This is a genomic window from Citrobacter sp. Cpo012 (genome assembly GCF_030333015.1).
Taxonomy (GTDB): domain Bacteria; phylum Pseudomonadota; class Gammaproteobacteria; order Enterobacterales; family Enterobacteriaceae; genus Citrobacter; species Citrobacter portucalensis.
In genome coordinates, this window is the sequence record NZ_JAOWGR010000029.1 from 20444 (window position 1) to 46342 (window position 25899).

At 54.0% G+C, this 25899-nt stretch carries 13 protein-coding genes and 1 other RNA gene; 11 read left to right on the top strand and 3 right to left on the bottom strand.

Annotated elements, in window-relative coordinates; translation table 11 throughout:
- Positions 1–81: 81 nt before the first annotated feature.
- On the top strand, positions 82–1743 hold the full coding sequence (recN, locus tag OGX90_RS02185) for a DNA repair protein RecN (protein ID WP_286623047.1): 1662 nt from the start codon (positions 82–84) through the stop codon (positions 1741–1743).
- Positions 1744–1892: 149 nt separating this feature from the next.
- Positions 1893–2237 (top strand): outer membrane protein assembly factor BamE, encoded by a 345-nt coding sequence (gene bamE, locus OGX90_RS02190; RefSeq protein ID WP_286623049.1) that lies wholly within the window; start codon positions 1893–1895, stop codon positions 2235–2237.
- Between the two features lie 50 nt (positions 2238–2287).
- On the opposite strand, the gene OGX90_RS02195 is transcribed toward bamE, so the two are convergent.
- Both OGX90_RS02195 and ratA read right to left on the bottom strand, forming a co-directional pair.
- On the bottom strand, positions 2288–2584 hold the full coding sequence (locus OGX90_RS02195; RefSeq protein WP_008785525.1) for an RnfH family protein: 297 nt from the start codon (positions 2582–2584) through the stop codon (positions 2288–2290).
- Positions 2568–3011 (bottom strand): type II toxin-antitoxin system toxin RatA, encoded by a 444-nt coding sequence (gene ratA / locus OGX90_RS02200; protein WP_003826396.1) that lies wholly within the window; start codon positions 3009–3011, stop codon positions 2568–2570. The genes OGX90_RS02195 and ratA overlap by 17 nt, the downstream gene beginning before the upstream one ends.
- A gap of 154 nt (positions 3012–3165) precedes the next feature.
- On the opposite strand from ratA, the gene smpB reads away from it, so the two are divergent.
- The 9 genes from smpB to OGX90_RS02245 all read left to right on the top strand — a co-directional run bounded on the left by smpB (position 3166) and on the right by OGX90_RS02245 (position 24192).
- Positions 3166–3648, top strand: coding sequence for an SsrA-binding protein SmpB (smpB, locus tag OGX90_RS02205; protein ID WP_199969833.1), 483 nt, complete (start codon positions 3166–3168; stop codon positions 3646–3648).
- Between the two features lie 583 nt (positions 3649–4231).
- On the top strand, positions 4232–15439 hold the full coding sequence (locus tag OGX90_RS02210; protein ID WP_286623054.1) for a BapA/Bap/LapF family large adhesin: 11208 nt from the start codon (positions 4232–4234) through the stop codon (positions 15437–15439).
- Between the two features lie 100 nt (positions 15440–15539).
- Complete coding sequence (locus tag OGX90_RS02215; protein WP_204192417.1) at positions 15540–16949, top strand: TolC family outer membrane protein; 1410 nt, start codon at positions 15540–15542, stop codon at positions 16947–16949.
- The gene (locus tag OGX90_RS02220; protein WP_057066723.1) at positions 16946–19132 is read left to right on the top strand and encodes a type I secretion system permease/ATPase; all 2187 of its coding nucleotides are present in this window, start codon (positions 16946–16948) and stop codon (positions 19130–19132) included. Before OGX90_RS02215 ends, OGX90_RS02220 begins: the two co-directional genes overlap by 4 nt.
- A gap of 7 nt (positions 19133–19139) precedes the next feature.
- Positions 19140–20303 (top strand): beta-barrel domain-containing protein, encoded by a 1164-nt coding sequence (locus OGX90_RS02225; RefSeq protein WP_156183273.1) that lies wholly within the window; start codon positions 19140–19142, stop codon positions 20301–20303.
- A gap of 72 nt (positions 20304–20375) precedes the next feature.
- Positions 20376–20739, top strand: a transfer-messenger RNA (tmRNA) gene (gene ssrA, locus OGX90_RS02230).
- A gap of 166 nt (positions 20740–20905) precedes the next feature.
- Positions 20906–22153 (top strand): integrase domain-containing protein, encoded by a 1248-nt coding sequence (locus OGX90_RS02235; protein ID WP_267439498.1) that lies wholly within the window; start codon positions 20906–20908, stop codon positions 22151–22153.
- Between the two features lies 1 nt (position 22154).
- Entirely contained in the window at positions 22155–22799 is a 645-nt protein-coding gene (locus tag OGX90_RS02240) for a hypothetical protein (protein WP_267445780.1), read from the top strand.
- Between the two features lie 451 nt (positions 22800–23250).
- On the top strand, positions 23251–24192 hold the full coding sequence (locus tag OGX90_RS02245; protein WP_071692583.1) for a lysozyme inhibitor LprI family protein: 942 nt from the start codon (positions 23251–23253) through the stop codon (positions 24190–24192).
- A gap of 496 nt (positions 24193–24688) precedes the next feature.
- Here OGX90_RS02245 and OGX90_RS02250 read toward each other — a convergent pair.
- Positions 24689–25836, bottom strand: a protein-coding gene (locus OGX90_RS02250) for an IS3 family transposase (protein ID WP_155959297.1) whose coding sequence is annotated in 2 segments (ribosomal slippage) — positions 24689–25599 and positions 25599–25836 — 1149 coding nt in all. Because the reading frame shifts where the segments join, the coding sequence is not laid out codon by codon here.
- Positions 25837–25899: the final 63 nt, after the last annotated feature.

Below are 25899 nucleotides of genomic sequence, written 5' to 3' on the forward strand. Positions count from 1 at the left end.
ACGCCAACCTCTTTACTGTATAAAAAACCAGTTTATACTGTATGTAATTACAGTTATGGTTTTTCATACAGGAAAACAGCTATGTTGGCACAACTGACCATCAGCAATTTTGCTATCGTTCGTGAACTTGAGATCGATTTCCAGAACGGAATGACCGTTATTACCGGTGAAACCGGTGCGGGTAAGTCCATTGCCATTGATGCTCTCGGTTTGTGCCTGGGCGGACGCGCAGACGCCGACATGGTACGTGCAGGCGCTACGCGAGCCGACCTCTGCGCGCGATTCGCCTTAAAAGACGCCCCCGCGGCTCTGCGCTGGCTGGAAGAAAACCAGCTTGAGGAAGGCCGTGAATGTTTGCTGCGTCGTGTTATCAGCAGCGATGGACGTTCACGCGGCTTCATTAACGGCACTGCCGTACCGTTGTCACAGCTGCGCGAGCTGGGCCAGTTGCTTATTCAAATCCACGGTCAGCATGCGCATCAGCTCCTGACAAAATCAGAACACCAAAAGTCTCTGCTGGATGGTTACGCCAATGAAGCGCCCCTGACTCAGGAAATGGCTGCGCGCTACCAGCTGTGGCACCAAAGCTGCCGTGACCTGGCGCATCATCAACAACAGAGTCAGGAACGCGCAGCCCGGGCGGAACTGTTGCAATACCAGTTAAAAGAACTGAACGAATTCAACCCGCAGCCGGGTGAATTTGAGCAAATTGATGAAGAGTACAAGCGTCTGGCTAACAGCGGGCAATTGCTCACCACCAGCCAACAGGCGCTGGCTATCCTGGCGGATGGCGAAGACATCAACCTGCAAAGCCAGCTGTACACTGCAAAGCAGCTGGTCACTGAACTGGCAGGCATGGACGGCAAACTTTCCGGTATCCTGGATATGCTGGAAGAGGCCACGATCCAACTCAGCGAAGCCAGCGACGAGCTGCGCCACTATTGCGATCGTCTGGATTTGGACCCTAACCGTTTGTTCGAACTTGAACAGCGTATTTCCAAACAAATCTCATTGGCCCGCAAGCATCATGTTGCCCCTGAAGCGCTGCCACAGTTCTATCAGTCATTGCTGGATGAACAACAGCAGTTAGACGATCAGGCCGACTCGCTCGAAACCTTAACCCTGGCGGTGAACAATCACCACCAGCAGGCTCTGGAAACGGCAAAAATGCTGCACAAACAGCGCCAGCATTATGCTCAGGAGCTGGGACAACTGATTACAGAGAGCATGCATACTCTCTCAATGCCGCACGGTGTCTTTTGCATTGATGTGAAATTTGAGAAACATCATTTGAGCGCAGACGGTGCCGATCGCGTAGAGTTTAAAGTGACCACTAACCCAGGCCAGCCGTTGCAGCCGATTGCGAAAGTGGCTTCAGGTGGGGAACTGTCGCGCATTGCGCTGGCTATTCAGGTTATTACCGCACGCAAAATGGAAACACCGGCGCTGATTTTCGATGAAGTGGATGTCGGTATCAGCGGCCCGACTGCTGCGGTAGTGGGAAAAATGCTGCGTCAGTTGGGCGAGTCAACTCAGGTAATGTGCGTTACTCACTTGCCGCAGGTTGCTGGCTGTGGTCATCAACACTTCTACGTCAGCAAAGAAACGGATGGCGCGATGACCGAAACACACATGCAGCCGCTTGATAAACGCGCTCGCCTGCAGGAATTAGCCCGCCTGCTTGGCGGTAGCGAAGTGACGCGCAATACCCTCGCAAATGCAAAAGAACTGCTGGCGGCATAAACTTTTTTACCTTATTAAGGTCTGAGTTCAACATAAAATCGCCGACCGACCCGACAGCAAAAGGTTTTAAAGTGGTGAAAGGTCTATTATCATCGGCATATTACATATGAGCCGCGTACTGCTCGGGCCCGAAAAGGAATCAAATCACTATGCGCTGTAAAACGCTGACTGCTGCTGCAGCAGTACTACTGATGTTGACTGCAGGCTGTTCCACTCTGGAGCGAGTGGTTTACCGCCCTGACATCAACCAGGGAAATTATCTGACACCTACCGATGTCGCCAAAGTGCGCACGGGTATGACGCAACAGCAGGTTGCTTATGCTCTGGGTACACCAATGATGTCCGATCCTTTTGGCACTAACACCTGGTTTTATGTGTTCCGTCAGCAACCTGGTCATGAAGGCGTAACCCAGCAAACACTGACGCTGACCTTTAACAGCAGCGGCATTTTGACGAACATTGATAACAAACTTGCTTTGACCGACAACAAGTAGGATTAACAGATCAAAAAAAGGTGCTCAATGAGCACCTTTTTTATTGTCTGCTATTTTTTAGCAGATTTCTCTGCTCGCTGTCTGCGCAGCTCTTTCGGATCAGCAATCAGTGGCCGGTAAATTTCCACCCTATCACCGTCCTGGAGAACATCAGCAAGCTTTACCGGACGGCTGTAAATGCCCACTTTATTTTTGCTGAGATCGATATCGGTACGCAATTCCAGCAGCCCGGAAGCGCGGATAGCCTCTTCCACCGTAGCGCCCTGTTGCAGCGTCACACGCTGTAGATACTGTTTCTCGGGTAGCGCATACGCCACTTCAACGACAATTTTAGCTGACGCTGACACTGTAAACCTCTTTCGCGCGGACTGTGAAGGCCTGCACCATGTTCGAAGCCAGCTCTTTAAAGATACGACCAAATGCCAGCTCGATTAACTTATTGGTAAACTCAAAATCGAGATGAAATTCAATGCGGCACGCTTCATGACTCAGTGGCGTAAACTTCCATCCGCCAATGAGTTTCTTGAACGGTCCGTCGACCAGATGCATCAGGATGCTCTGGTTACTGGTCAATTGATTGCGCGTGGTGAACGTTTTGCTAATCCCTGCTTTCGAGACATCCACCGCTGCGGTCATCTGTCCCGGAGTCGACTCCAGCACACGGCTACCGGTGCATCCCGGTAAAAACTGGGGATAGGATTTAACATCATTCACTAGCTGATACATCTGTTCCGCACTGTAAGGTACTAAAGCGGTCCGGCTAATCTGAGGCATAACAATTTCCATCAATATCAATCACACAAATAATACCATTTATCCCCCGCTAAAAAAAACGCTATAGCCTAACTCGTGCTAAGATAGCGCCTTGCGCCCCGCTGGATGAAATGGGGTGTTTTTCGATTCCAGATTACCTATACTGAGCGGCATTATGACGAAGAAAAAAGCACACAAACCTGGCTCAGCCACAATCGCGCTTAACAAGCGCGCACGACACGAATACTTTATTGAAGAAGAGTTCGAAGCAGGACTCGCTCTGCAAGGTTGGGAAGTCAAATCCCTGCGGGCGGGTAAAGCTAACATCGGCGACAGCTACGTCATCCTTAAAGACAGCGAAGCGTTCCTGTTTGGCGCCAACTTCACGCCAATGGCTGTTGCCTCAACGCATGTGGTATGTGACCCCACCCGTACCCGTAAGCTGTTGTTAAACCAACGTGAGCTCGACTCCCTGTATGGTCGAATGAATCGTGACGGTTATACCGTTGTTGCGCTTTCACTGTACTGGAAAAATGCCTGGTGCAAAGTGAAAATTGGCGTCGCGAAAGGTAAGAAACAGCACGACAAGCGCTCCGATGTGAAAGAACGCGAATGGCAGTTAGATAAAGCGCGTATTATGAAAAATGCTGGTCGCTAAACGCTATTCTCCTGTGACCAGTCTCTCATCCTGAGACTGGTTCTTATTTTTTAGTTATTGAAACCCACCCAATACATTCATCAGGTTTATGGTTTATTTGTGCTGAATCGTTCAGGTATGAAATAAACTCCCCTGGCATCACCGTAGCGCCCCATAGTCTAATAAAATAAAACTTCAAGACCATGTCACCTATATTCAAACTTATTTAATAACACTATTATTACTGTTGTTTATTATATCACCTCTCATTTCAATTAAAATACAAAATCTTTAAATACAACAAGTTAACTAAAAATAAATCATTAAATACACACCGGAAAGTATACTTTTCAATTAGCCAAATATATTTTTAATATGGATAAGTTGCAGAATACATTCTTTCTGACTATATCATCTAATACGAAAGAACTATTCAGCTAACAGGGCCCGAACGTATTTGATAAGTAAATGAACCTCTGCATGACCTAATCAATGTAATTACATGTGTAAATTCATCTTTATGGTGAACGGGGCCCCTGTCTGCTCATTTTCCCAGCGCGCTGTTGCGGATTAATACTCCCGACATGCCATCAGGAGTGAACATATGCGTCTACTCGCCGTTGTATCAAAATTAACTGGCGTTTCCACAAATGTTGAATCCTCTGAAGTTACGCTCAGTTCGCCTTCTATCGTGAAACTGTCGGTGTCACGTGAGGAGGTAAGTCAACTGACTCGCGTGAATCAGGATCTGGTTGTCACTCTCCGCTCAGGTGAAACCATCACCATTAAGAACTTCTATGTCGGAAAAGGTGATGCACAAAACCAGCTTGTTCTGGAAGACAGTAATGGCGCGCTGTGGTGGGTTCAGGATACTGATGGGGCATTCCATTTCCAGCATCTGGACGATCTCACTCCGCTAATGACTGCCGAGGGAAGCCATGAAGGCGGCGCCGTCTGGCCGTGGGTTCTTGGTGGGATCGCGGTCGCAGGCGGAATTGGCCTCGCGGCGGGCGGCGGTGGTGGCGGCGGTGGTGGCGGCGGGAGTGATAATAACGCCGGCAACGGAAATGGCGGAAATGGCGGAAATGGCAACGGTGGTAATGGGGATGGTGGTTCACCGCCAACAACAACCCCTAACATGCCTGACGTACCCATTATCACCAGCGTAATCGATAACCAGGAGCTGATTACTGGCCCTGTTAATCAGCAGGAATCCACCAACGATAATACGCCTACTCTCCAGGGCACCGGCCCCGCAAATGCCACATTGCATATTTTTGATAACGGCGTCGAAATAGGCCAGGTCACTATCGATGCCAACGGCAACTGGTCGTTTACGCCATCCTCTCCACTCGCAGACGGTACCCACAAGTTTACCGTCAGTGCATCAGACGGTACGGGCAGCAGCGACATGTCGGACAGTTGGGAGATTATTGTCGATACGCTTGCCCCCGACGCCCCTGTGGTCACAGAAGTAACTGACGATTCAGGTTCCATTAAAGGCTTGATAGGTAATAACGGTGTAACCGACGATGCCACGCCAACCCTCACAGGCACTGGTGAAGCGGGCTCTTACATCAGCATTTCTGATAATGGCATTCTGATTGGCATGGTTCAGGTGGATGACAATGGTAACTGGACGTTTACACCTGACACGCCGCTTAGCGACGGTGTTCACAATCTGACGCTGACGCAAACAGACGATGCGGGTAACGTGAGCACGGAAACGAGTGTACCGACATTCACCGTTGATACCACCCCGCCTGAAGGCGCGGTCATTTCCTCCGTAAACCTGCAAGGCACCGAGGTAACCGGTAGTGCTGAGGTAGGAAGCCAGGTCATTATCATCGGTAGTAATAATCAGGTTTTGGGTTCAACTACCGTTGATCAAACCGGCAATTTCGTCATCGCGATTTCACCTTCACAGACGCACGGTGAAGCGCTGATCGCGAAGATTCAGGACCAGGCAGGCAACGTCGGGCCAGACACGTCCTTCAATGCCACCAACTCTGGCTACCCGGGCGTGCCTGTTATCATCAGCATTGTGGATGATGTTACACCCTCAACTGGGCCATTGAACAATAATCAGGCCACCAACGACCCAACGCCTACGATCTCGGGTACCGCAGACGCCAACAGCACGGTTAACATTTATAACAACGGCGCGCTTGTTGTAAGCGTGCTTGCCGATTCCAGCGGCAACTGGACCTGGACCTCCAACACCAACTTGCAGGACGACTCATACTCCTTCACCACCACAGCAACCAACCACCTGGGCACGGGAGGAACGTCAGCGGCATTCAATATCACTATCGATACTCAGCCACCGTCAGCGCCGGACGATCTGAACGTATCTGCCGACGGCTCTGTCGTCACCGGTACAGCCGAACCAGGAAGTACCGTGACCATCAATAATAATAACGGTCTTCAGATCGGCAGCGGCGTCGCCGGAACGGATGGCTCATTTACCATCACCATTAACCCGCCTCAGACCAATGGTGAAACCATTACCGCTATCGCCACCGATCCTGCCGGGAACCCAAGCCTACCGGAAACCGCGCTCGCGCCAGACATCACGGCCCCGCTGCCGCCAGCTAATCTGGTGATTAATCCTACAGGCGATCAGGTTACCGGCATGGCGGAACCCAACAGTACGGTACATATTCTGGATCCTGGTGGCGCGATAATTGGAACAGTAACCGCCGGCTCGAACGGAGAATTCACCGCCACGCTGGTTCCGCCGCAGACCAACGGAGAACATCTTGTCGCCAACGCGACGGATGCTGCTGGCAATACCAGCGGCAACAGCGCGATTACCGCCCCGGATACCACGGCGCCTGACGCGCCAACCGGCGTCACCGTCGCCGGGGACGGTGGTTCTGTAAGCGGACATGCTGAAGCGGGAAGCACCGTCACTGTAAAAGACAGCAATGGTATTCAGATCGGCACAGGCCAGGCAGACAGCGGCGGCAACTTCACGGTGTCGATTACGCCGTCGAAAATGAACGGCGAAACGGTAAAAGTTACCGCAACGGACAGTAGCAATAACGAGAGTCAGCCAACTTCCGCGGTGGCTCCGGATATTACCGCCCCTGGAACGCCCATCATCACCGCCGTGACGGATGACCAGCCCATGTATCAGGGCCCTCTCAATAACGGCGATGTCACCAACGATAGCAAACCTAAGCTGGAAGGCACCGCCGAAGCAGGTTCTCAGGTCAAAATTTACGATAACGGCACCCTGCTGACGACCGTTGTCGCTGATATCAACGGTAACTGGAACTATACGCCAGTCTCGGCGCTAAGCGAGGGCGCTCACATCTTCACGGTGACCTCCACAGACGCCGCGAATAACACCAGCAGCGCGGCAAGCTGGAAAATAATTGTCGATACAATTGCGCCAACTGTTCCAGTGATAACGTTGGTTAACGATGACGTTGGCAGCATTACGGGCAGCGTTGCAAATAACGGTTGGGTCACCAACGACAATACGCCAACCATCTCGGGTACCGGTGAGCCAGGTTCACTGGTAAACCTGTACGATGGCATTCAGTTATTGACGGTTATTCTTGTCGACAGCTCGGGTACCTGGAGTTATACCGTTCCGGGGAATCAGGTGCTCAGCGATCGCACCCATCAGTTTACGGTATCGGCAACTGATGCCGCCGGTAATGTCATCACCTCACCCACAGTGGTCAGCGTTACCGTAGATACCCAACCGCCAGGCGCTCCTGTCATTTTGGCTGCTACCGACGACGTTGGGAATGCACTGATCGATCTGCCTACCGGAAGCCGTTCAAACGATACCTTGCCAGAGCTGAAAGGAACCGGAACAGACGGTTCTAAGATCACTCTTTATGATGGAGCTACGCCAATTGGAAGCACGACTGTTTTGCCCGGAGGCACCTGGAGTATTCAACTCGACCAACCGCTCAGTGAAGGAACACACAATTTATCCGCTATTGCCACGGACGTTGCAGGCAACGCCAGCAATGCCGGAAACTTTACGCTAACGATTGATACCACTCCACCAGCAGCCCCGGTTATCAGCTCCGCAGAAGGTCTGATAGGGACAAACCTACAAACGCTGAATAACGGCAGCAGTACCAAGAGCTCGAATCCCGAACTCTCCGGAACCGGCGAGCCCGGCGCGAAGATTACGATTTATGATAATGGTGGTCCTATTGGCACCGTCACCGTACAACCAGACGGCACCTGGACATTTACCCCAACCTCACTCGCCGACGGGTCGCATAAATTCACCGCCACGGCGACCGACGTCGCGGGCAACACGGGGATCCCATCAGCCGGCTTTACCCTGACGGTAGACAATACGCCTCCCGCACAACCAGCCGCGCCAATCATTACCGACAATGTGGCTCCGGTAACGGGTGTGGTCACTAACGGCAACACCAACGATACCACGCCAACCTTTAGCGGCACGGGGAATGTCGGGGATTTGATTACCGTTTATCTGAACGGCACTCCCCCTTTACAGGGAACCGCAACAGTAGGTGCAGACGGAACCTGGAGCTTTACTCCGCCAGCACCAGTTGCTCCTGGTGCTTACCAGGTAACCCTTACCGCAACCGATCCGGCGGGCAACGTCAGCCAGCCGTCGAATGCCATCACACTGAACATCGACACGACGCCGTCTGCGCCGCCGGTGATTATCGCCGCCAACGATAATGTCGGCGATGTCATGGGCGACCTTGCGCCCAACGCCGTGACCGATGACACCACGCCAACCATTCGCGGTACAGGTATCGATGGGGACATCATCACTCTGTATAACGGCGGTACGGTGATCGGTACTGCAACGGTGGCTGGCGGCACCTGGAGTATTACTCCCGGGACTGCACTAGCAAACGGGAACTACACATTAAGCGCTACCGCAACAGACCCCGCAGGTAACGTCAGCAACAATTCAAACAGCATTTCGTTTACGGTTAACAGCACGAAGCTGACACTGCCGCAGGTAACGGATATCCAGGATAACGTTGGCGTCTTTACCGGTTCGCTAACCAGCGGCAGCGTCACGGACGATACAACGCCAACCATTAGCGGGACCGGCACACCGGGCAGTACGGTGTTAATTTACGATGGCAACAATCCCATCGCCATTGCGACGGCTACCGTTGCCGCAAACGGCATCTGGAGTGTGGATGTTCCCCTCACGCCCAACGTCACTCACACACTGACTTTCGGCGCCGTAGATAACGCAGGTAACTCACTGGCAGCAGATAACCCGCTGACGTTGTTTGTCGATACCCTGCCACCTGCAACACCAACGGTTACCAATGTAGACACTAACGGGACGCTGGTTAGCGGCACCGCCGATGCAGGCAGTACCGTCATCATTCGCAGCGGTAGCACCATTCTCGGCCAGGGGGTGGCAGACGGTTCAGGTAATTTCTCTGTCACAATTTCACCGGCACAAACAGCCGGCCAGGCGCTCAACGCCATCGCTCAGGATACCGCCGGAAATCAAAGCGACCCGACAACGTTTAACGCTGCTACCTCCAGCGTTCCGCATCCCCCAACGCTTGAGATCGTTGATGACATTGCGCCCATCATGGGGGTGATTGGCAACGGTAAAACCACCAACGACACCTTACCGCTGCTGCAAGGGACGGCCACTGCCGGGGCGACTGTTAAAATTTATATAGATGGCGGAACGCCCCCCATCACGGTAACCGCCGATGCCGTCTCTGGCGCATGGAGTTATCAGTTACCCACCCCGCTGACTAACGGCACAACCTATAACTTCACGGTGTCACAAACTGTAGGCGGCATCACCAGCGGTTTATCGCCCAACTACGCTATCACCATCGACACGACGGCACCACAAGCGCCAACGATCACCAGCATTATCGACGATGTTGCCCCCGGCACTGGATCGTTGGATAAAGGGCAAATTACAAATGATTCACGTCCGACGCTCAACGGAACTGGCGAACCCGGGGCAACCATTACCCTCTACGATAACGGTGTCGCTTATGCCACAACGACCGTAAACAGTAACGGATTCTGGAGCTTTACCCCGACAGCACCGCTGGGAGAAGGCGATCATCTCTTTACCGCCCGCGCAACGGACGCCGCTGGCAACCAGGGAGATCCATCCAGTGATTTCCGGATCATTGTCGATACCCTGGTACCGAATGCGCCATCTATTGTGACGGTCACGGACAACGTTGGTACGATCCAGCCCCTGACCTCAGGGCAGTTGACCAATGATAATACCCCAACGCTTGCTGGCGTTACCGAGGCGGATTCGGTTGTTACCATCCGCGATAATGGCACGGTAATCGGCACAACCACCAGCGACGAAAATGGCAACTGGAGCTTTACGCCTGCCCCAGCTCTCGGAGAAGGAAGCCACTCGCTGACTGCCAGTGTTACAGATAACGCGGGTAACATTAGCCCGACAACGCCACCATTTGTGGTCGTCGTCGACACGCTGGCGCCAGCCGCACCGAGCATTACCTCAGTAATTGACGATCAGCCCGGCAATACCGCGCTGACCAACGGACAGCTTACAAACGATGCGCAGCCTACCCTGAACGGCAAAGGCGAGATTGGCGCCATCATCACGATCCGTGATAACGGCGCTGAAATAGGTACAACTCAGGTGGACGAGTCAGGTAACTGGAGCTTCACTCCGGATGCCCCGCTGGGACAGGGGCAACATAATTTCACCGTCGTTGCCACAGATCAGGCGGGAAACACAGGCGGAGTATCATCATCGTTTACTATTGAGCTGGACTCTATTGCCCCGTCAATACCGGTCATCAGTTCGGTGCAGGACAATACCGCGCCGACAACCGGGCCTATCTCCAATGGGCAAATCAGCAACGAAAGTCGCCCGGCGCTTAGCGGTACCGGTGAAATTGGCGCAACTATTACCGTGCTGAGCGATGGTCAGCCGATTGGCACCACCATCGTCGGCGCAGGCGGAAGCTGGAGTTTTACGCCCTCTGCGGCATTGGGTAACGGCCAGCATACTCTGACCGTCACGGCTACAGATAGCGCAGGCAATACCAGCCTGCCTTCTGGTGGCTTTACCTTCACCGTCGATACTCTGGCACCGACAGCACCAGTGATTACTCAGGTTGCGGATGATGTCGGCCCACTGATTGGAAATCTGAACAACGGTCAGGCCACGAACGATCCACTTCCGACGCTTAGCGGTACGGCAGAAGCCAATTCCATGGTGAAAATTTACGATAACGGAGCGCTGATCGGATCTGCTCCTGTAGATGGTACGGGCGCCTGGACCTTCACACCGGGAACCCCACTTAGCAACGGTAACCACGCGCTGACGGTAACAGCCACCGACGCGGCTGGAAACGTCAGCCCGACGTCTGCGGGATTTAACATCGTTGTTGATACCGTCGCCCCGCTTGCGCCAACGATTATCCAGGCGTTTGATGACGTGCAGCCGGGAACCGGAACGCTATCGAACGGAGCCTTCACCAACGACACCCGTCCCGTACTCAGCGGTTCAGCGGAAGCCGGTGCCCGGGTAGCCATCTACGATAATGGCACGCTGCTGGCAACGGTGACTGCGGCGATAGACGGCACCTGGGAATATCTGACCACCACACTTGGCAACGGTCAGCATGTGTTTACCGCCATCGCCACCGACGCCGCCGGGAACGTGAGTCCTGTCTCAGGTGGGTTTACGATTAATGTCGACACCATTGCACCATCCATCCCGCTGCTGGTCTCTGTGGTGGATGATATCGCAGGCGGCGTGTTCAATGCAGCGCTCAGCAACGGACAGCTGACCAACGATGCACGCCCGACGCTGAACGGCACCGCCGAGGCAGGCAGCACCATCAGCATCTATGACGGAAGCACCCTGTTGGGTACCGCGCTGGTGCAAAGCAATAACAGTTGGTCGTTTACCCCAACCACACCGCTGGCTAATGGATCGCACACCTTCACAGTCACCGCCACTGATGCGGCGGGCAACACCAGCGGCGCGACGGCAGGCTTTAGCGTGGTGGTTGACACCACGGCGCCGACGCAGCCTTCAATCAGCAGCATTATTGACGATGTCGGGCCAAACACCGGGCCGATTGGCAGCAATCAGCCGACCAACGACGCGCGCCCAACGTTAAACGGCATCACGGAAGCCAACGCGCGAGTTGATATTTATGATAACGGCAGCTTTGTCACCAGCGTAACGGCGGACGGCAGCGGCAACTGGAGCTACACCCCGACTACCGCGTTGGCACAAGGTACCCACTCGTTTACCATCACTGCAACGGACAGTGCGGGTAATACCAGTGGCATATCGTCTGCGGCAGCGATCGTGGTCGATACCGTTGCCCCGGGTATCCCAACCGGGCTGGCGGTAAACGCCAACGGCACCGCGCTCACCGGCGTAGCCGAACCAAACAGCACGGTCATTATTACCTCCAGCGGCGGAACGGTGCTCGGCACGGCAACCGCCAACGCCTCCGGTAATTTCACCTTCACTCTGAACCCACCGCAAATCAGTGGGCAAACTCTGCTGGTCAGCGCACAGGATGCCGCAGGCAACATCGGTACGGCGGGTAACGTGCTGGCACCGTTTACCGGCGTACCGCCTGCGCCTGTTATTGCCAGCGTGCTCGATGACGTCGGCACTATCATGGGACCCGTCGCTCCCGGTAAAACCACCAATGACACCCTGCCAACGCTCAGCGGAACGGCGCAGGCTAACGCCGTCATCAATCTGTACAACAACGGCGTGCTAATGGGCTTCACGACCGCAGACGGTAACGGGATCTGGAGCTTTACCCCATCCGGTGCACTCAGCGAAGGTAACCATGCGTTTACCGCCACGGCAACCAACGCCAACGGCGCAAGTGGGTTATCCGGTTCGTTCAGCGTGATTGTGGACACCACGCCACCGACCGCGCCAACGCTCCTGATCAACGCCGATGGCGGTACCGTCAGCGGCGTCGCCGAAGCGGGAAGCACGGTCACCATTTCTCTGCCCGGCGGCACCAGCGTGACGGCAATCGCCAACAGCAGCGGTGTCTACAGCGTCAACCTGCCGGTTCGCCAGATTGAAGGGCAGTCGCTGTCCGCCACGGCGACCGATGCGGCGGGAAATACCTCATCGCCGACAAGCGCTCTCGCACCAGTATTGCCGCTGCTGGCTGAAGACAATGTCACCAGCCTGCCGCTACAAACCGATGTCACTGTCAGCACCGAGCATCAAAGCGATTATGGTTTCCTGTTGGTCAATGCGCTGGGAAATGTCGCCAACGTGCTGGGGAACGATACGGCAAGCGTGAATTTCAGCATCGCTTCTGGCGGCAGCGGATCCATTACAATCAATGCCGCAGCGACCGGCGTAGTGCTGTCGCTGCTAAACACGCTTGAAGTCGTCATCCAGCGCTTTGACACCGCGCTGAATGCCTGGGTGACGGTGGTGGATACCGGAAAACCAGACTTTGCCAGCCTCCTCACTCTGGGCGCCTCAGGCGTAACGCTCAATTACAGCGGACTGACTGGTGGTGATTACCGCGTGGTCAGCTACAACACCAACCTGCTGGCGACCGGGGCATACACCAGCCTTGATGTCTCAGTGGTAAAAGCCAGCGCAGGAACCATCACCGGCGGTACTACTGAGTCTGGCAATATCATCACCGATATCGATCCCGCCAACGGGCAGGATAATGCCCCTTTCGGCACACTGGTTACCGCCATCACCGACGGTAACGGCAACGTCGTGAACATCCCGTCGGGCGGCATTGATGTGCAGGGGAAATACGGCATCCTGCATATCAATCAGAACGGTAGCTACACCTATACCCTGACCGATACGTCAATCTCGGTGTATGGCCGTTCCGAAAGTTTCACCTACACGCTGACGCATGGCAGCGATCACTCCTCGGCAAAACTGGTGGTAACGTTCGGTCAGGCGCCCACCACCAGTACGGTAACCGCGGCAGACGATGTGGCTGCGCTGACTTACGGGACGCAGGTCATCGCGGTTGATCATGGCACATCACAGCAAACCGGCTTCACCCTCGCCAACGTCGGACTGGGTAATGTGCTGGATGTCAGTCTGGTTAACGGTTTAACCAATCCGATCAAATTTAATGTGGATGATGGCGCAACCCGCACGCTCACCGTCAAGGCCAGCGTTCTCGGCGTCACGGTTGGCGGTTTTGACCTCTATGTTTATCGCTTCAACGAGTCCATTCAGCAGTATGAGCAGTTCCGCGTGAAGCCCAACTGGGTCACGGCGCTGCTAGGAGGTAGCTCGACGGATTACACCATCACCCTGCCTGGCGGTGACTATCTGTTCCTGCTTAACGCCTCCGGCGGTCTGACGCTGCTGACCAGCTATACCCTGAATATCCAGGCCGATCACACCTACGCCGTCGACAGCCTGAGTGCGACAACCAATGGAAACCTGCTGGTCAACGACTCAGCTCCGGCCAATACCGTTATCACCGAAGTTAACGGTGTCACCGTAAACGGAACGGGCACTACCACCATTAACGGGCAGTACGGCACGCTGACTATTGATGCGAAAGGGAACTATACCTACACGCTGAGAAGCGGACTGGGCGCAGACGGTATCAATACGCCGGACAGTTTCGTGTATAAGGTCAAAGCGCCAAACGGCGATACCGGCAGTGCATCGCTGAATATCAAACCAACCCCACAGGCGCTGGATGCAGTAAATGACGTCAGCAGCACGATGGCGGTTAGTACCCAGGCGGATACTTCCCGGTCGTTTACCGACGACAGCGTCGGGAACGCCAGCTGGAGTGCCCAACTCCTTTCACCCACCTCAAAAAGTGGTACTGGCGTCATTGAAATCGCTACGGGAACGGCAGTGCAAAACGCCATACTGCATTTTAACGTCGCGTCAGGTCTGACGCTGGGCGGGCTGACCGTCACCTGGGCGCTGTATGACAGCAACAACATCAAGATTGCCGGTAACTCTTTCAATGGCGGATTGCTGGTTGGTGGCAATATCGATATAGCCTTGAGCGGGATCGTACTGCACCCCGGCAACTATCGCCTCGACTATACCGGAAGCGTCGGGGGGCTGGGGCTGGGGAATATCACCATCACCCCCAGCGTGAAAGGTACGATAATCGACCTGCAAAACTTCGAGACTTCCACAGCGAACAGTATCACCGGCAATATTTATGACGGAGATCATATTGCCAGCGTGCATACCTTGCTGACGGTGAACGGCACGGGCGGCAGTACCGTCACGCTTGATCCGCTGAGTAGCACGACCAGCGCCATCATTAACGGGTTGTACGGCAAACTGACCATTGGCATTGATGGTCATTACACCTATGCCCTCAACAGCGATGTCTCGCTCTCCACCATCGTCACCAAAGAGACATTTACCTACACCCTTAACGACCAGAATGGCCATACCGATACCGCTACGCTGACCATCAATATGAATCCGCAAGTGGTGAGTACCGTCGATGCCGATCGCCTGACTGGCAGCGCCTACGGCGATACGCTGATTTATCACCTGCTCAACGCCAACGACGCTACCGGCGGCAACATTAGCAATGGTGCTACCGACACCTGGACCAACTTCTCACTGGCCCAGGGTGACAAAATCGATATCGGCGACCTGCTGGTGGGCTGGAACGGGCAGAACGCTACGCTCGGCAACTACCTCACCGTAACCACCAGCGGTAACAACACGGTGATTGCCATCGACCGCGACGGTACGGGCAACACATATCACTCAACCAATCTCATAACGCTGGAGAACGTACACACCACGCTCGATGAGCTGGTGCAACAAAATCACATCGTGCCCTGACGTTAACGCAATGCGTTAAAGCGCCATAACTACAGCCCCGGATGCCATGACGTCCGGGGCAATAACAGTCGTCGCTGCCGTATTTTGTAAGGGATAAACTATGAGAAATGTCGCGCCTGTTGCATTACTTCTGGCATTAACGCTCTGTACCCTGCGGGTGAATGCCGAAGATGAACCGCAAATTATTACGCCGGAAGGACTGGCCACCAGCCAGATGCTTCCCTCGCTGGACGGCGCGGTTGCCGATCTGCCGCTGAGCGCTGCCGCCCCCGGCAACCTGATGCTCAACGACGCGGTAAGTCGTGCCGTGAGCTGGCATCCTTCTATTCGTGAATCGATCGGCAAACTGCTTTCGCAAAACGAACAGATCGACGTGGCGAAATCGAAATATTACCCGCAGGTTTCTGCCGGAATGAATAACGGTTACAGCAATACCTATACCGACCACGGCTTTAGCCCGGCGCTGGTTATTTCGGTGTCACAAATGCTGTACGACTTCGGCAAAGTGGCAAGCCAGGTCCGCGCCGAGACAGCCGGAGCCGCACAACAGCAGGCGAATGTGTTACTCAGTATTGATACCATCGCCCACGCAACCGCCAACGCGATAGTCCAGGTGCAGACGTGGCAGCAAATGGTGGACGCCGCCGAAGAACAGCTCACCGCCTTAAACGACATTGGTCGACTGACCCGACAACGCAATGATGAAGGGGCAACCTCGCTGTCCGACGTGGTGCAAACCGATGCGCGTATCGAGTCTGCACGTTCTCAGCTGGCGCAGTATCAGGCTAATCTCGACAGCAGTAAGGCCACATTGATGAGTTTTCTCGGCTGGAACTCACTTAACGGCATCAGCAACGAATTCCCGGCCAAACTGGACAGCAGCTGCGATGTGGTCAAACCGGAAGATAAACTGGTTCCCGCGGTTCTGGCGGCCTGGGCACAAGCGAATGTGGCACAGGCAAATCTCGATTACGCCAACGCGCAGATGACGCCCACCATCTCTTTGGAACCGTCGGTTCAGCATTATCTCAACGACAAATACCCCAGCCATGAGGTGCTCGACAAAACCCAGTACTCCACGTGGGTAAAAGTTGAGATGCCGCTGTATCAGGGGGGCGGACTCACCGCCAGGCGCAACGCCGCCAGCCATGCGGTAGAGTCTGCACAATACTCCATCCAGCGCACCCGACTCGAAGTACGACAAAAATTACTGGAGTCCCGCAGCCAGGCAATGAGCCTCGCCACCGCCCTGCAGATTCTGCGCCGCCAGCAGCGACTGAGTGAACAAACGCGCGAGCTTTATCAACAGCAGTATCTGGACCTCGGTTCGCGCCCGCTGCTCGACGTGCTTAACGCCGAGCAAGAGGTGTATCAGGCCCGTTTTGCCGAACTCCAGACTCAAAACCAGCTGCGCCAGCTCCAGCTGAACTGCCTCTATAACACTGGCTCGCTTCGCCAGGCGTTCGCCTTAAATAATCGCAGCATTCAATCGGTGGAGATCAAGCTATGAGCGACCTCGATTCACATGCAAAAGATGCGATTAGCGAACACGCTCTTAGCCAGTGGGCGCAGGCGATGACGCATATTGCCAATCACTATCGCGTGGCCTGTTCTCCCGGCGCAATCCAGGCCAACGCCCCGTGGTTTGCGGGAAAAAGCCGGGCAACGGCCCTGTCGCAACTGGCGCGTCAGGCGGGACTGTCATTTCATGCGCTGGATACCGCCACGCAGGTGTTCGGTCAGTGGCGTCTGCCGGTGGTGGCGGAACTGCGCGACGGCCAGCTAATGGTGATAGAACATTTCAACGGCGAAGATGCACTGGATGTGTTTATCATCGCCGAAGAGGGCCAGCGTAACCGGCTCACGGTCGCAGAGCTTCTGCCGGAGATCGTGAGTATTACCGCGATGCGCCCGCTGTCGGCGCTGAAGGACAGTCGGGTAGACCGCTATATTTCGCGCTTCAAGCCCGACTGGATGCGCGAACTGGTGTTAAAAGACATTAGTCCTTATCTGCCGGTCATGATTGCCGCCTTTCTGATTAACGTTCTGTCGCTCGCCGGGATTATCTTTTCCATGCAGGTTTATGACCGGGTGATCCCCGCCCAGTCTTATCCAACGCTGTATGTTCTCTCCACTGGCGTTCTGGTGGCGGTGCTGTTTGGCTTTTTGCTGCGCGAAGCGCGTACCCACATAATGGACCTGCTCGGCAAACGCGCCGATATGCGCATTTCCGATCGCGTGTTCAGCCATGCATTGCGCCTGCGCAACAGCGCCGTCCCCCGCTCGACGGGGAGCTTCATTTCTCAACTGCGCGAGCTGGAACAGGTTCGCGAGATGATCACCTCCTCGACCATGTCGACCATTGTCGATCTGCCGTTTTTCTTTTTGTTTATCGTAGTGCTGGCTTTTATCGCCCCGCCGCTGGCATGGATAGCGCCCGTCGCGGCCCTGCTGATGATCCTGCCCGGTTTGCTGTTACAGAAGAAGCTGGCGGTGCTCGCCAACCAGGCTGCCCATGAATCCACCCTGCGCAACGCGGTGCTGGTCGAGAGCGTTCAGGGGCTGGAAGACATCAAGCTGATGCAGGCGGAAAACCGCTTTTTACAGCAGTGGAACAGCTACATCCGCATTACCGGAGAGTCCGGGCTGCGCACGCGCAGGCTGACTCAGGGGCTGATTGGCTGGGGCATGTCGGTACAAAGTCTGGTCTACGCCGCCATCATTATGTTCGGCGCGCCGATGGTCATTGAAGGCACGATGACCACCGGGGCCGTGGTGGCCGCTTCGATGCTCGGTTCCAGAATGATTGCCCCAATGGCTAATCTGTGCGGCGTGCTAGCCCGCTGGCAACAGGTTAAGGCGGCGAAGATGGGGTTGGATAGCATCATGCAGCTCCCCACTGAAACAGAGTACGATGAAGACCGGGTGCATCAGGAGATTTTTCACGGTCATTATCTGTTTGAGAACGCACAATTTCGCTACCACAGCGACGATCAGCGCGTTCCGCTGCGCATCTCGCGCCTGGAGGTCATGCCCGGCGAGCGCGTGGCAATCCTCGGGCGTAACGGTGCAGGGAAATCAACCCTGCTGCAGGCCATGGCGGGTGGTGTGGAGATTATCCAGGGCGATGTCCGGCTCGACAACCTGAGTCTGGCGCAGATCGATATGGCTGATTTACGCCGCAACATCGGTTTTCTTAGCCAGAACGCTCGGCTGTTTTTCGGCACCCTGCGCGAGAACCTGACCCTCGGCGCACCGCATGCCAGCGACGCGCAGATCTTCGAAGCGCTGGAGGTCAGCGGCGCGGCAGCTTTCGTTAAACAGCTCGCCAAAGGGCTGGCGCACCCCATTATGGAGGGCGGCAACGGTTTGTCCGGTGGACAACGGCAGTCGATCCTGCTGGCAAGAATGCTGCTGCGATCGCCCAATATCGTGCTGCTCGACGAACCCAGCGCCTCGCTGGATGAACATACCGAGCGGGAGTTTATTCAGCGCCTGAACCAGTGGCTGGGCAACCGCACATTGATTGTCGCCACCCATCGCGTACCGGTTCTGGAGCTGGTCGAGCGCGTGGTGGTATTAAAAGAAGGTCAACTGGTCATGGATGCCCCGAAAGCGCAGGCATTAAATGCGAGCCGGGCACCCGCCCCAACTCACGGTCGGGAGTGGAAAAATGAAAACCAATCCGCATGATGCCGCCATGGACGACCTCGATATCCGCCGCGAGCACCGTTTTTCCGGGGCCAGCCGTATTATTCTGCTCAGCACGCTGCTGTTTGCCGTCCTGGGTATCTGGGCATATTTCGGCAAGCTGGATGAAGTCTCAACCGGCAGCGGAAAAGTGATCCCCAGCTCGCGAGAGCAGGTCTTGCAGTCGCTGGATGGCGGCATTCTCGCCGAGCTTACGGTACGCGAGGGAGATAAAGTGCAGGCCAATCAAATAGTCGCCCGCCTCGACCCCACCCGTTCTGAGTCCAACGTTGGGGAGAGTGCAGCCCGTTATCGCGCCTCACTGGCTTCCAGCGCAAGGCTTAATGCCGAAGTTAACGATCTGCCGCTGGTCTTTCCCGATTCACTGCGCGCCTGGCCGGATCTCATCGCCTCCGAAACTCGCCTGTATAAAAGCCGCCGCGCGCAGCTTGCGGATTCAATGGCAGAACTTCAGGATGCACTGATCTCAGTAAATAAAGAACTGGCCATCACCCAACGGCTGGAGAAAAGCGGTGCTGCCAGCCACGTAGAAGTGCTGCGCCTGCAACGACAAAAAAGCGATCTGGGATTAAAAATCACCGATCTGCGCTCGCAATATTTCGTGCAGGCGCGGGAAGCGCTGTCAAAGGCCAACGCCGAAGTGGATATGCTGGCGGCGATTTTAAAAGGACGTGAGGATTCCGTCACCCGCCTGACCGTACGCGCGCCGATGCGCGGTATTGTGAAAAACATCCAGGTCACCACCATCGGCGGCGTTATCCCGCCCAACGGCGAGATGATGGAGATTGTGCCGCTGGACGATCATCTGCTGATAGAAACCCGCCTGTCGCCGCGTGATATCGCTTTCATCCATCCCGGCCAGCGGGCGCTGGTAAAGATAACCGCCTATGACTACGCCATTTACGGCGGACTGGAAGGCGTAGTCGAAACCATCTCTCCGGACACCATTCAGGACAAAGTGAAACCGGAAATCTTCTATTACCGCGTGTTTATCCGCACACATCAGGACTTCTTACAGAACAAACTGGGACGCCATTTCTCCATCGTACCTGGCATGATTGCCACAGTGGATATAAAAACAGGTGAAAAAACCATCGTCGACTATTTAATCAAACCGTTTAATCGCGCAAAAGAAGCGCTACGCGAGCGCTAAATCCTTGAGGATTAGGGGTTGCGGGGGCTGGTCACGCGTGTCACAAGTCTGTTATACTTGCTCTAACACATTGGGGCTGATTCTGGATTCGACGGGATTCGCGAAACCCAAGGTGCATGCCGAGGGGCGGTTGGCCTCGTAAAAAGCCGCAAAAAAATAGTCGCAAACGACGAAAACTACGCTTTAGCAGCTTAATAACCTGCTCTGAGCCCTCTCTCCCTAGCTTCCGCTCTTAAGACGGGGATCAAAGAGAGGTCAAACCCAAAAGAGATCGCGTGGAGGCCCTGCCTGGGGTTGAAGCGTTAAAACTAATCAGGCTAGTCTGGTAGTGGCGTGTCTGTCCGCAGGTGCCAGGCGAATGTAAAGACTGACTAAGCATGTAGTGCCGAGGATGTAGGAATTTCGGACGCGGGTTCAACTCCCGCCAGCTCCACCAAACATTCATTCATGATGCATCATGAACCTTAAAAAAGCCTGTAACTTCAACGAGTTGCAGGCTTTTTTGTTGCATGTGTGGTCATGATCTCTGTATGAATCTTGACCTTTTGGCACCATATTTAGCACCACGGTATCGTGGGGCTAAAAAAGCGTGGTGCTAAAACATGCCTAAGCAACTGAAACCATTAACAAATGTGGAGATCGCTGGCGCGAAGCCCCGTAGCACAGATTATGAACTACGGGACGGTGAAGGCCTGTACTTGCTGGTTAAGACTTCAGGGAGGAAGGCCTGGCATTTCGAGTATTATCATCCCGTCACCAAAAAGCGCACCAAAACCAGCCTTGGCCCTTACCCGGTCGTTACACTGGCGATGGCCCGCGAAACTCGCACGCAGTACAGACGGCTGCTCTGGCAGGGCATCGATCCTCGTCAACACTTAGCTGAAATAGCCGAAGAAAAACGCATCCAGAATGAATGCACGCTGGAAAAGGTAGCCGGACAGTGGCTGGAAGAGAAAAAACGGACCTGTGGACTCAGCGAAGATCACGTCAAAGATATCTGGCGTTCGCTGGAGATGCACGTCTTTCCTTCTCTGGGCCATACGCCCGTCACCGAGATCCGCCCGAAAATACTCAAGGAACACCTCACACCGCTGGAAGAACAGGGCATCCTCGAAACGCTGCGGCGGGTTATCTCGCGGCTCAATGAAATCTTCCGCTTTGCCATCTCCGAAGAGCTCATCGAGTTCAATCCGGCTGACAACCTGGTCGCCCGCTTCAAGAAACCGAAAAAGCAGAACATGCCCGCACTCCACCCCAGCGAGTTGGGTAGGCTGATGCTGGCGCTACAGAACGCCTCTATCCGCAAGGAAACCCGCTGCCTTATCGAATGGGAGCTACTGACCTGGGTTCGCCCCGGCGAAGCCGTTAGCGCCCGCTGGTGTGACATCGATATGAAAAAAGCAGAATGGCGTATCCCTGACACCTTTATGAAGATGAACCGTTCGCATACGGTGCCGCTCAGCAAACAGGCACTGCGCGTTCTTCAGATCATGGAGCCAGTCAGCCGCCATCGTCCGTGGGTTTTCCCCAGCATTCGCAAACCACTGGAGCATATGCACCAACAGACCGCGAACGCCGCGCTTATCCGTATGGGGTTTGGCGGTGAACTGGTCGCCCACGGCATGCGCAGCATCGCCAGGACCGCAGGCGCAGGTCATTTCCCCCGTGAAGTTCTGGAATCTGCGCTGGCACACCAGAAAGAAGACGAGATCGAAGCGGCCTATAACCGCAGCGATTACCTGGAACAAAGGCGACCGCTGATGCAGTGGTGGGGAAACTACGTTGATGCTGCCAGACGACAGGCGCTGCTCGGTGCAGAAGAACCGCTGCAGATCGTGAAAGGAGAATAATGTGACCAGCCCCATTAGTCAGAATCTGTTTGAACGGGAATGTGATATGCCGCTGCTGGAAGCGCGGCATCTCGCCCTTCTGCTTCTCGGCCTCGATGCTTCCCAACCTGCAAACGCCCTGCCGGAAGAACATCAGGAAAATTACCGTATCCTGCACGACGCCATCAGCCGCACCATCAAAGCAACGGGCATGATCAGCGCCCCGGCGAATAAACGCATGTTCTATGCCGATGAAATGTTTGCCCTGGCCTGGCGGCTTATTGATGACGAACTCACGCCGCCAGAAATTAAGGCCCGCAGCCTTAAGGCGGTGATGAAACTGTCACGCAACAGCCGTGGCCGCAAGTGGCTGAAGACACTCGGCGACGATGCGCTACCGGATCTCACTGCTTCAGCACAACCTTCCCAGCGTGGGATGCATAAGCGTGACAAAGCGCGGGAGAATACAGCCCGACTCTGCTGGCTACTGGTTCAGCTTCTGGTTGAGGAGACTGACGGGCGTTACGGGACGTCTGATAAGCCGGCTTCGGATCGGATACTTCGAAAGCTGAAAACGCTGGCTCAGGAGCGAGAATTGTTGTCAGACGGGCTTGGGCGAGGGACCTTTTATGAGGTACTGAAGATGGGACGGGGGAAGAGAACGTAGGTAGTCGCTCCCAGTGGCGAGTGTAGCGAACCAATTAAGCTATGATACTTCAGGCGTATAGTCGGCTTCGTGCCAGGAGCGGAAGTTGCTAAGTTTGGTCTGCATTAATTTGAAGGGAGCAGAACACATGAGCCAAGAACGAATTTCTGCGGAATTTTTTTCGTGCACCGCGGAGGTGAAAGGTCATAAATGGTACGCCAGTACCGACTTTACCTAGCTTTTTTTAAGTTCAGCAGCAAAACCTGCCTTGCAGGTTTCCTGCATCGGGATAATCGATACTGAACCTTGTGCATACCGTTCTCATCAGTTGAATTAAAGATTCCACAGTCTTTGCCGATACCACCTTGGTTCTTGCTTGTGATGCGTTCAGTGTTCAGCGCTGTTTGCTATAGCCCTCCAGACTGATTACAGACCGCCTCTTAAAAGCCAATCCTTACTCTAAAGGGAACTCATGAGATTAAAATACTCAGCACTCTTACTCGCCGTTGCCATTACAGGCTGTGATAACAAAAAAGACGTGATCGGTTGTTCCTCTGAAATGACCCAGTCAGCTCTCATGGATTTAATAAAAAAATCTGCTTATGAAGGTCTCTCTGAACAGGTCGACAAATACCCTGACGTCACTAATCAGACCAAACGAAGCGCTTTGGACAAGATTAAACTGACCATCTCTGAAATCTCCACAACTTCAAGTGACACGGGCAGCACAATGAAAACTTGTGAAGGAACCGTGACGATGACCCTACCTGCGAACGAGTACGCACAGCTTTCTGATGCTTACAGAAAGAACTTTAACCGTAATCTCGACAAGCAAATGGAAAGCCTGTCTTTGGATAACAACGCAAACGCCTTTTCAAAACGCATCTCCTACACCGCACAGGCAACCGACGATCAGAAAAACGTTTTTGTGAAAGCTTCTTCTGATAACCCAATATCAGTGGGTGCCGCTGCACTGACATCGCTTTCCATCATCAACCCGATCGTTGAGCAGCAGAAAATCCAGCAGGCTAAGGATGCCCAGCAAAGTCAAATTGAAGCGGAACAACAGGCACAACTCAGGGCGCAGCAACAGGCTAAATATGAGGCGGAGCAGCAGGTTCAGCAAACCATTCAACAACAATCCTACCAGCAGCCTCAGCAACAAAAAGCTGACAACCTTGATCAGTCCCGAATGGCTTTTGCGAATGCTGACTCTGATTTGAATACCGCTTGGAGCACATTAACACCAGAGAAGAAAAAAGAGTTGCTGCCTTCTCAGCGCCAGTGGATCAAAACTAAGGACGCTATGTGCGGTAAAGTTTCAATGCAGGGAACAGATGCTGAAGTCAAGAAAATGGTCGACTGCCAGACGCAAATGACCCTTTCAAGGACCGCGTTCTTCAGAAATCAATAGCGGAAACTCCCTTCAAGCTGGTGGCCAGGGCTAAGCTGGCGCCAGCGTAATGCGGGATAATTTCAGCCGTTGTTCCCTGATGCCCCACGCCGGATATTTTACTCGCGGTTAGAACGGGATTTTGGGACGTAGATATTTCATTAAAGGCGATGACCATCATAGTCATCAACTACATGAATTTTCTGTTAAAGATATGCAAGTATTAAGACATCTTACTTTCCGTGATTACCAATGATGTTAATCGTTGCAGGCACTCAAAAAAGAATTCATCGATCATCAATTGCAACAAGTATTGCTTGTCCGGGATCGAAAAATACAAATTAAATTTGTTACTGGAAAGTGCTGTCTAATTAATCGGGAACGCTCCACTGCCATGAGTAAAATGTCTGCACTTCGCTCAAAGCATCCTATCAACGTGGTCTATCTCCCTTATCGCAGCCTAGTAGTACAAAAATCAACCTTTACGTACGATAATTTTTGAATCGCCACGGATAATCTAGACACTTCCGAGCCGTTGATAATACTGGTTTTCATATTCTGTCGGTGACATCTGATTGCTCGAACCATGCCGACGCTTACTGTTATAAAACATTTCGATGTAATCAAAAATATCGCTGCGGGCTTCTTCCCGCGTTCCGTAGATCTTTTTCTTTATCCGTTCGCGTTTCAGCAACTGGAAAAAGCTTTCTGCAACCGCATTATCGTGACAGTTACCGCGACGGCTCATGCTCCCCTCCAGGCCGTGTGATTTCAGGAACGACTGCCACTCATGGCTTGTGTACTGACTGCCCTGGTCCGAATGAACCAGCACCTGTTTTTGGGGATTACGCCGCCATACAGCCATCAGCAGTGCGTTCAGGACAATGTCCTTTGTCATCCGGGATTGCATTGACCAGCCGATAATTTTGCGTGAGAACAGATCAACAACCACAGCAAGATACAGCCAGCCTTCGTGGGTCCTGATGTAGGTTATGTCCGTTACCCAACGCTTATCCGGAGCATCCGGATTGAACTGTCGCTGGAGCCTGTTGGGCGATACGATACTGGCCTCGCCTTTGCGTGCCCGCGGGCTCCGGTACCCGACCTGAGCCTTTATCCCGGCACGATTCATCAGTCGCCAGACTCTGTTCACTCCGCACTGTTGACCGCTATCCCGCAAGTCCAGATGGATCTTGCGATAACCATAAACGCAACCGGACTCCAGCCAGAACTGTTTGATCTGTCCCGTCAGTCTTAGATCTACCTGGTGGCGCTGAGAATACGGTTGCTTAAACCAGGCGTAAAAGCCACTGGGATGAACATCCAGCACCCTGCAGAGCAGACGAACAGGCCAGCAACGGGAGTTGTCACGAATAAAGGCGTACCTCAGTCGGACAGCTTTGCGAAGTACGCCGCGGCTTTTTTTAATATGTCTCGTTCGTCAGTAACCCGCTTCAACTCCTTCTGGAGTCGGCGGATCTCGGCCTGAGCATCTGACTGTTCTTTATTAGTGGATGAGTCCGGACCGTACTTCTTTATCCAGGCGTAAAGGCTGTGGGTGGTGATATCGAGACGTGTTGCAACGCTGGAAACAGAATGACCGCGATCAATAACCTGTTTGACTGCTTCAATTTTAAACTCTTCGGGATAACGTTTACCGCTCATGGGCACCTCTCTTTAAGTCATCTTAAATGACTCCGAGGTGTCTGTTAAACCCGTGGCGATTCA

What these genes read in the sequence shown, in the direction of transcription:
- recN (WP_286623047.1), top strand. Translation starts at nt 82, where the DNA reads ATGTTGGCACAACTGACCATCAGCAATTTTGCTATCGTTCGTGAACTT.
- bamE (WP_286623049.1), top strand. Translation starts at nt 1,893, where the DNA reads ATGCGCTGTAAAACGCTGACTGCTGCTGCAGCAGTACTACTGATGTTG.
- ratA (WP_003826396.1), bottom strand. Translation starts at nt 3,011, where the DNA reads ATGCCTCAGATTAGCCGGACCGCTTTAGTACCTTACAGTGCGGAACAG.
- smpB (WP_199969833.1), top strand. Translation starts at nt 3,166, where the DNA reads ATGACGAAGAAAAAAGCACACAAACCTGGCTCAGCCACAATCGCGCTT.
- OGX90_RS02210 (WP_286623054.1), top strand. Translation starts at nt 4,232, where the DNA reads ATGCGTCTACTCGCCGTTGTATCAAAATTAACTGGCGTTTCCACAAAT.
- OGX90_RS02215 (WP_204192417.1), top strand. Translation starts at nt 15,540, where the DNA reads ATGAGAAATGTCGCGCCTGTTGCATTACTTCTGGCATTAACGCTCTGT.
- OGX90_RS02220 (WP_057066723.1), top strand. Translation starts at nt 16,946, where the DNA reads ATGAGCGACCTCGATTCACATGCAAAAGATGCGATTAGCGAACACGCT.
- OGX90_RS02225 (WP_156183273.1), top strand. Translation starts at nt 19,140, where the DNA reads ATGGACGACCTCGATATCCGCCGCGAGCACCGTTTTTCCGGGGCCAGC.
- OGX90_RS02235 (WP_267439498.1), top strand. Translation starts at nt 20,906, where the DNA reads ATGCCTAAGCAACTGAAACCATTAACAAATGTGGAGATCGCTGGCGCG.
- OGX90_RS02245 (WP_071692583.1), top strand. Translation starts at nt 23,251, where the DNA reads ATGAGATTAAAATACTCAGCACTCTTACTCGCCGTTGCCATTACAGGC.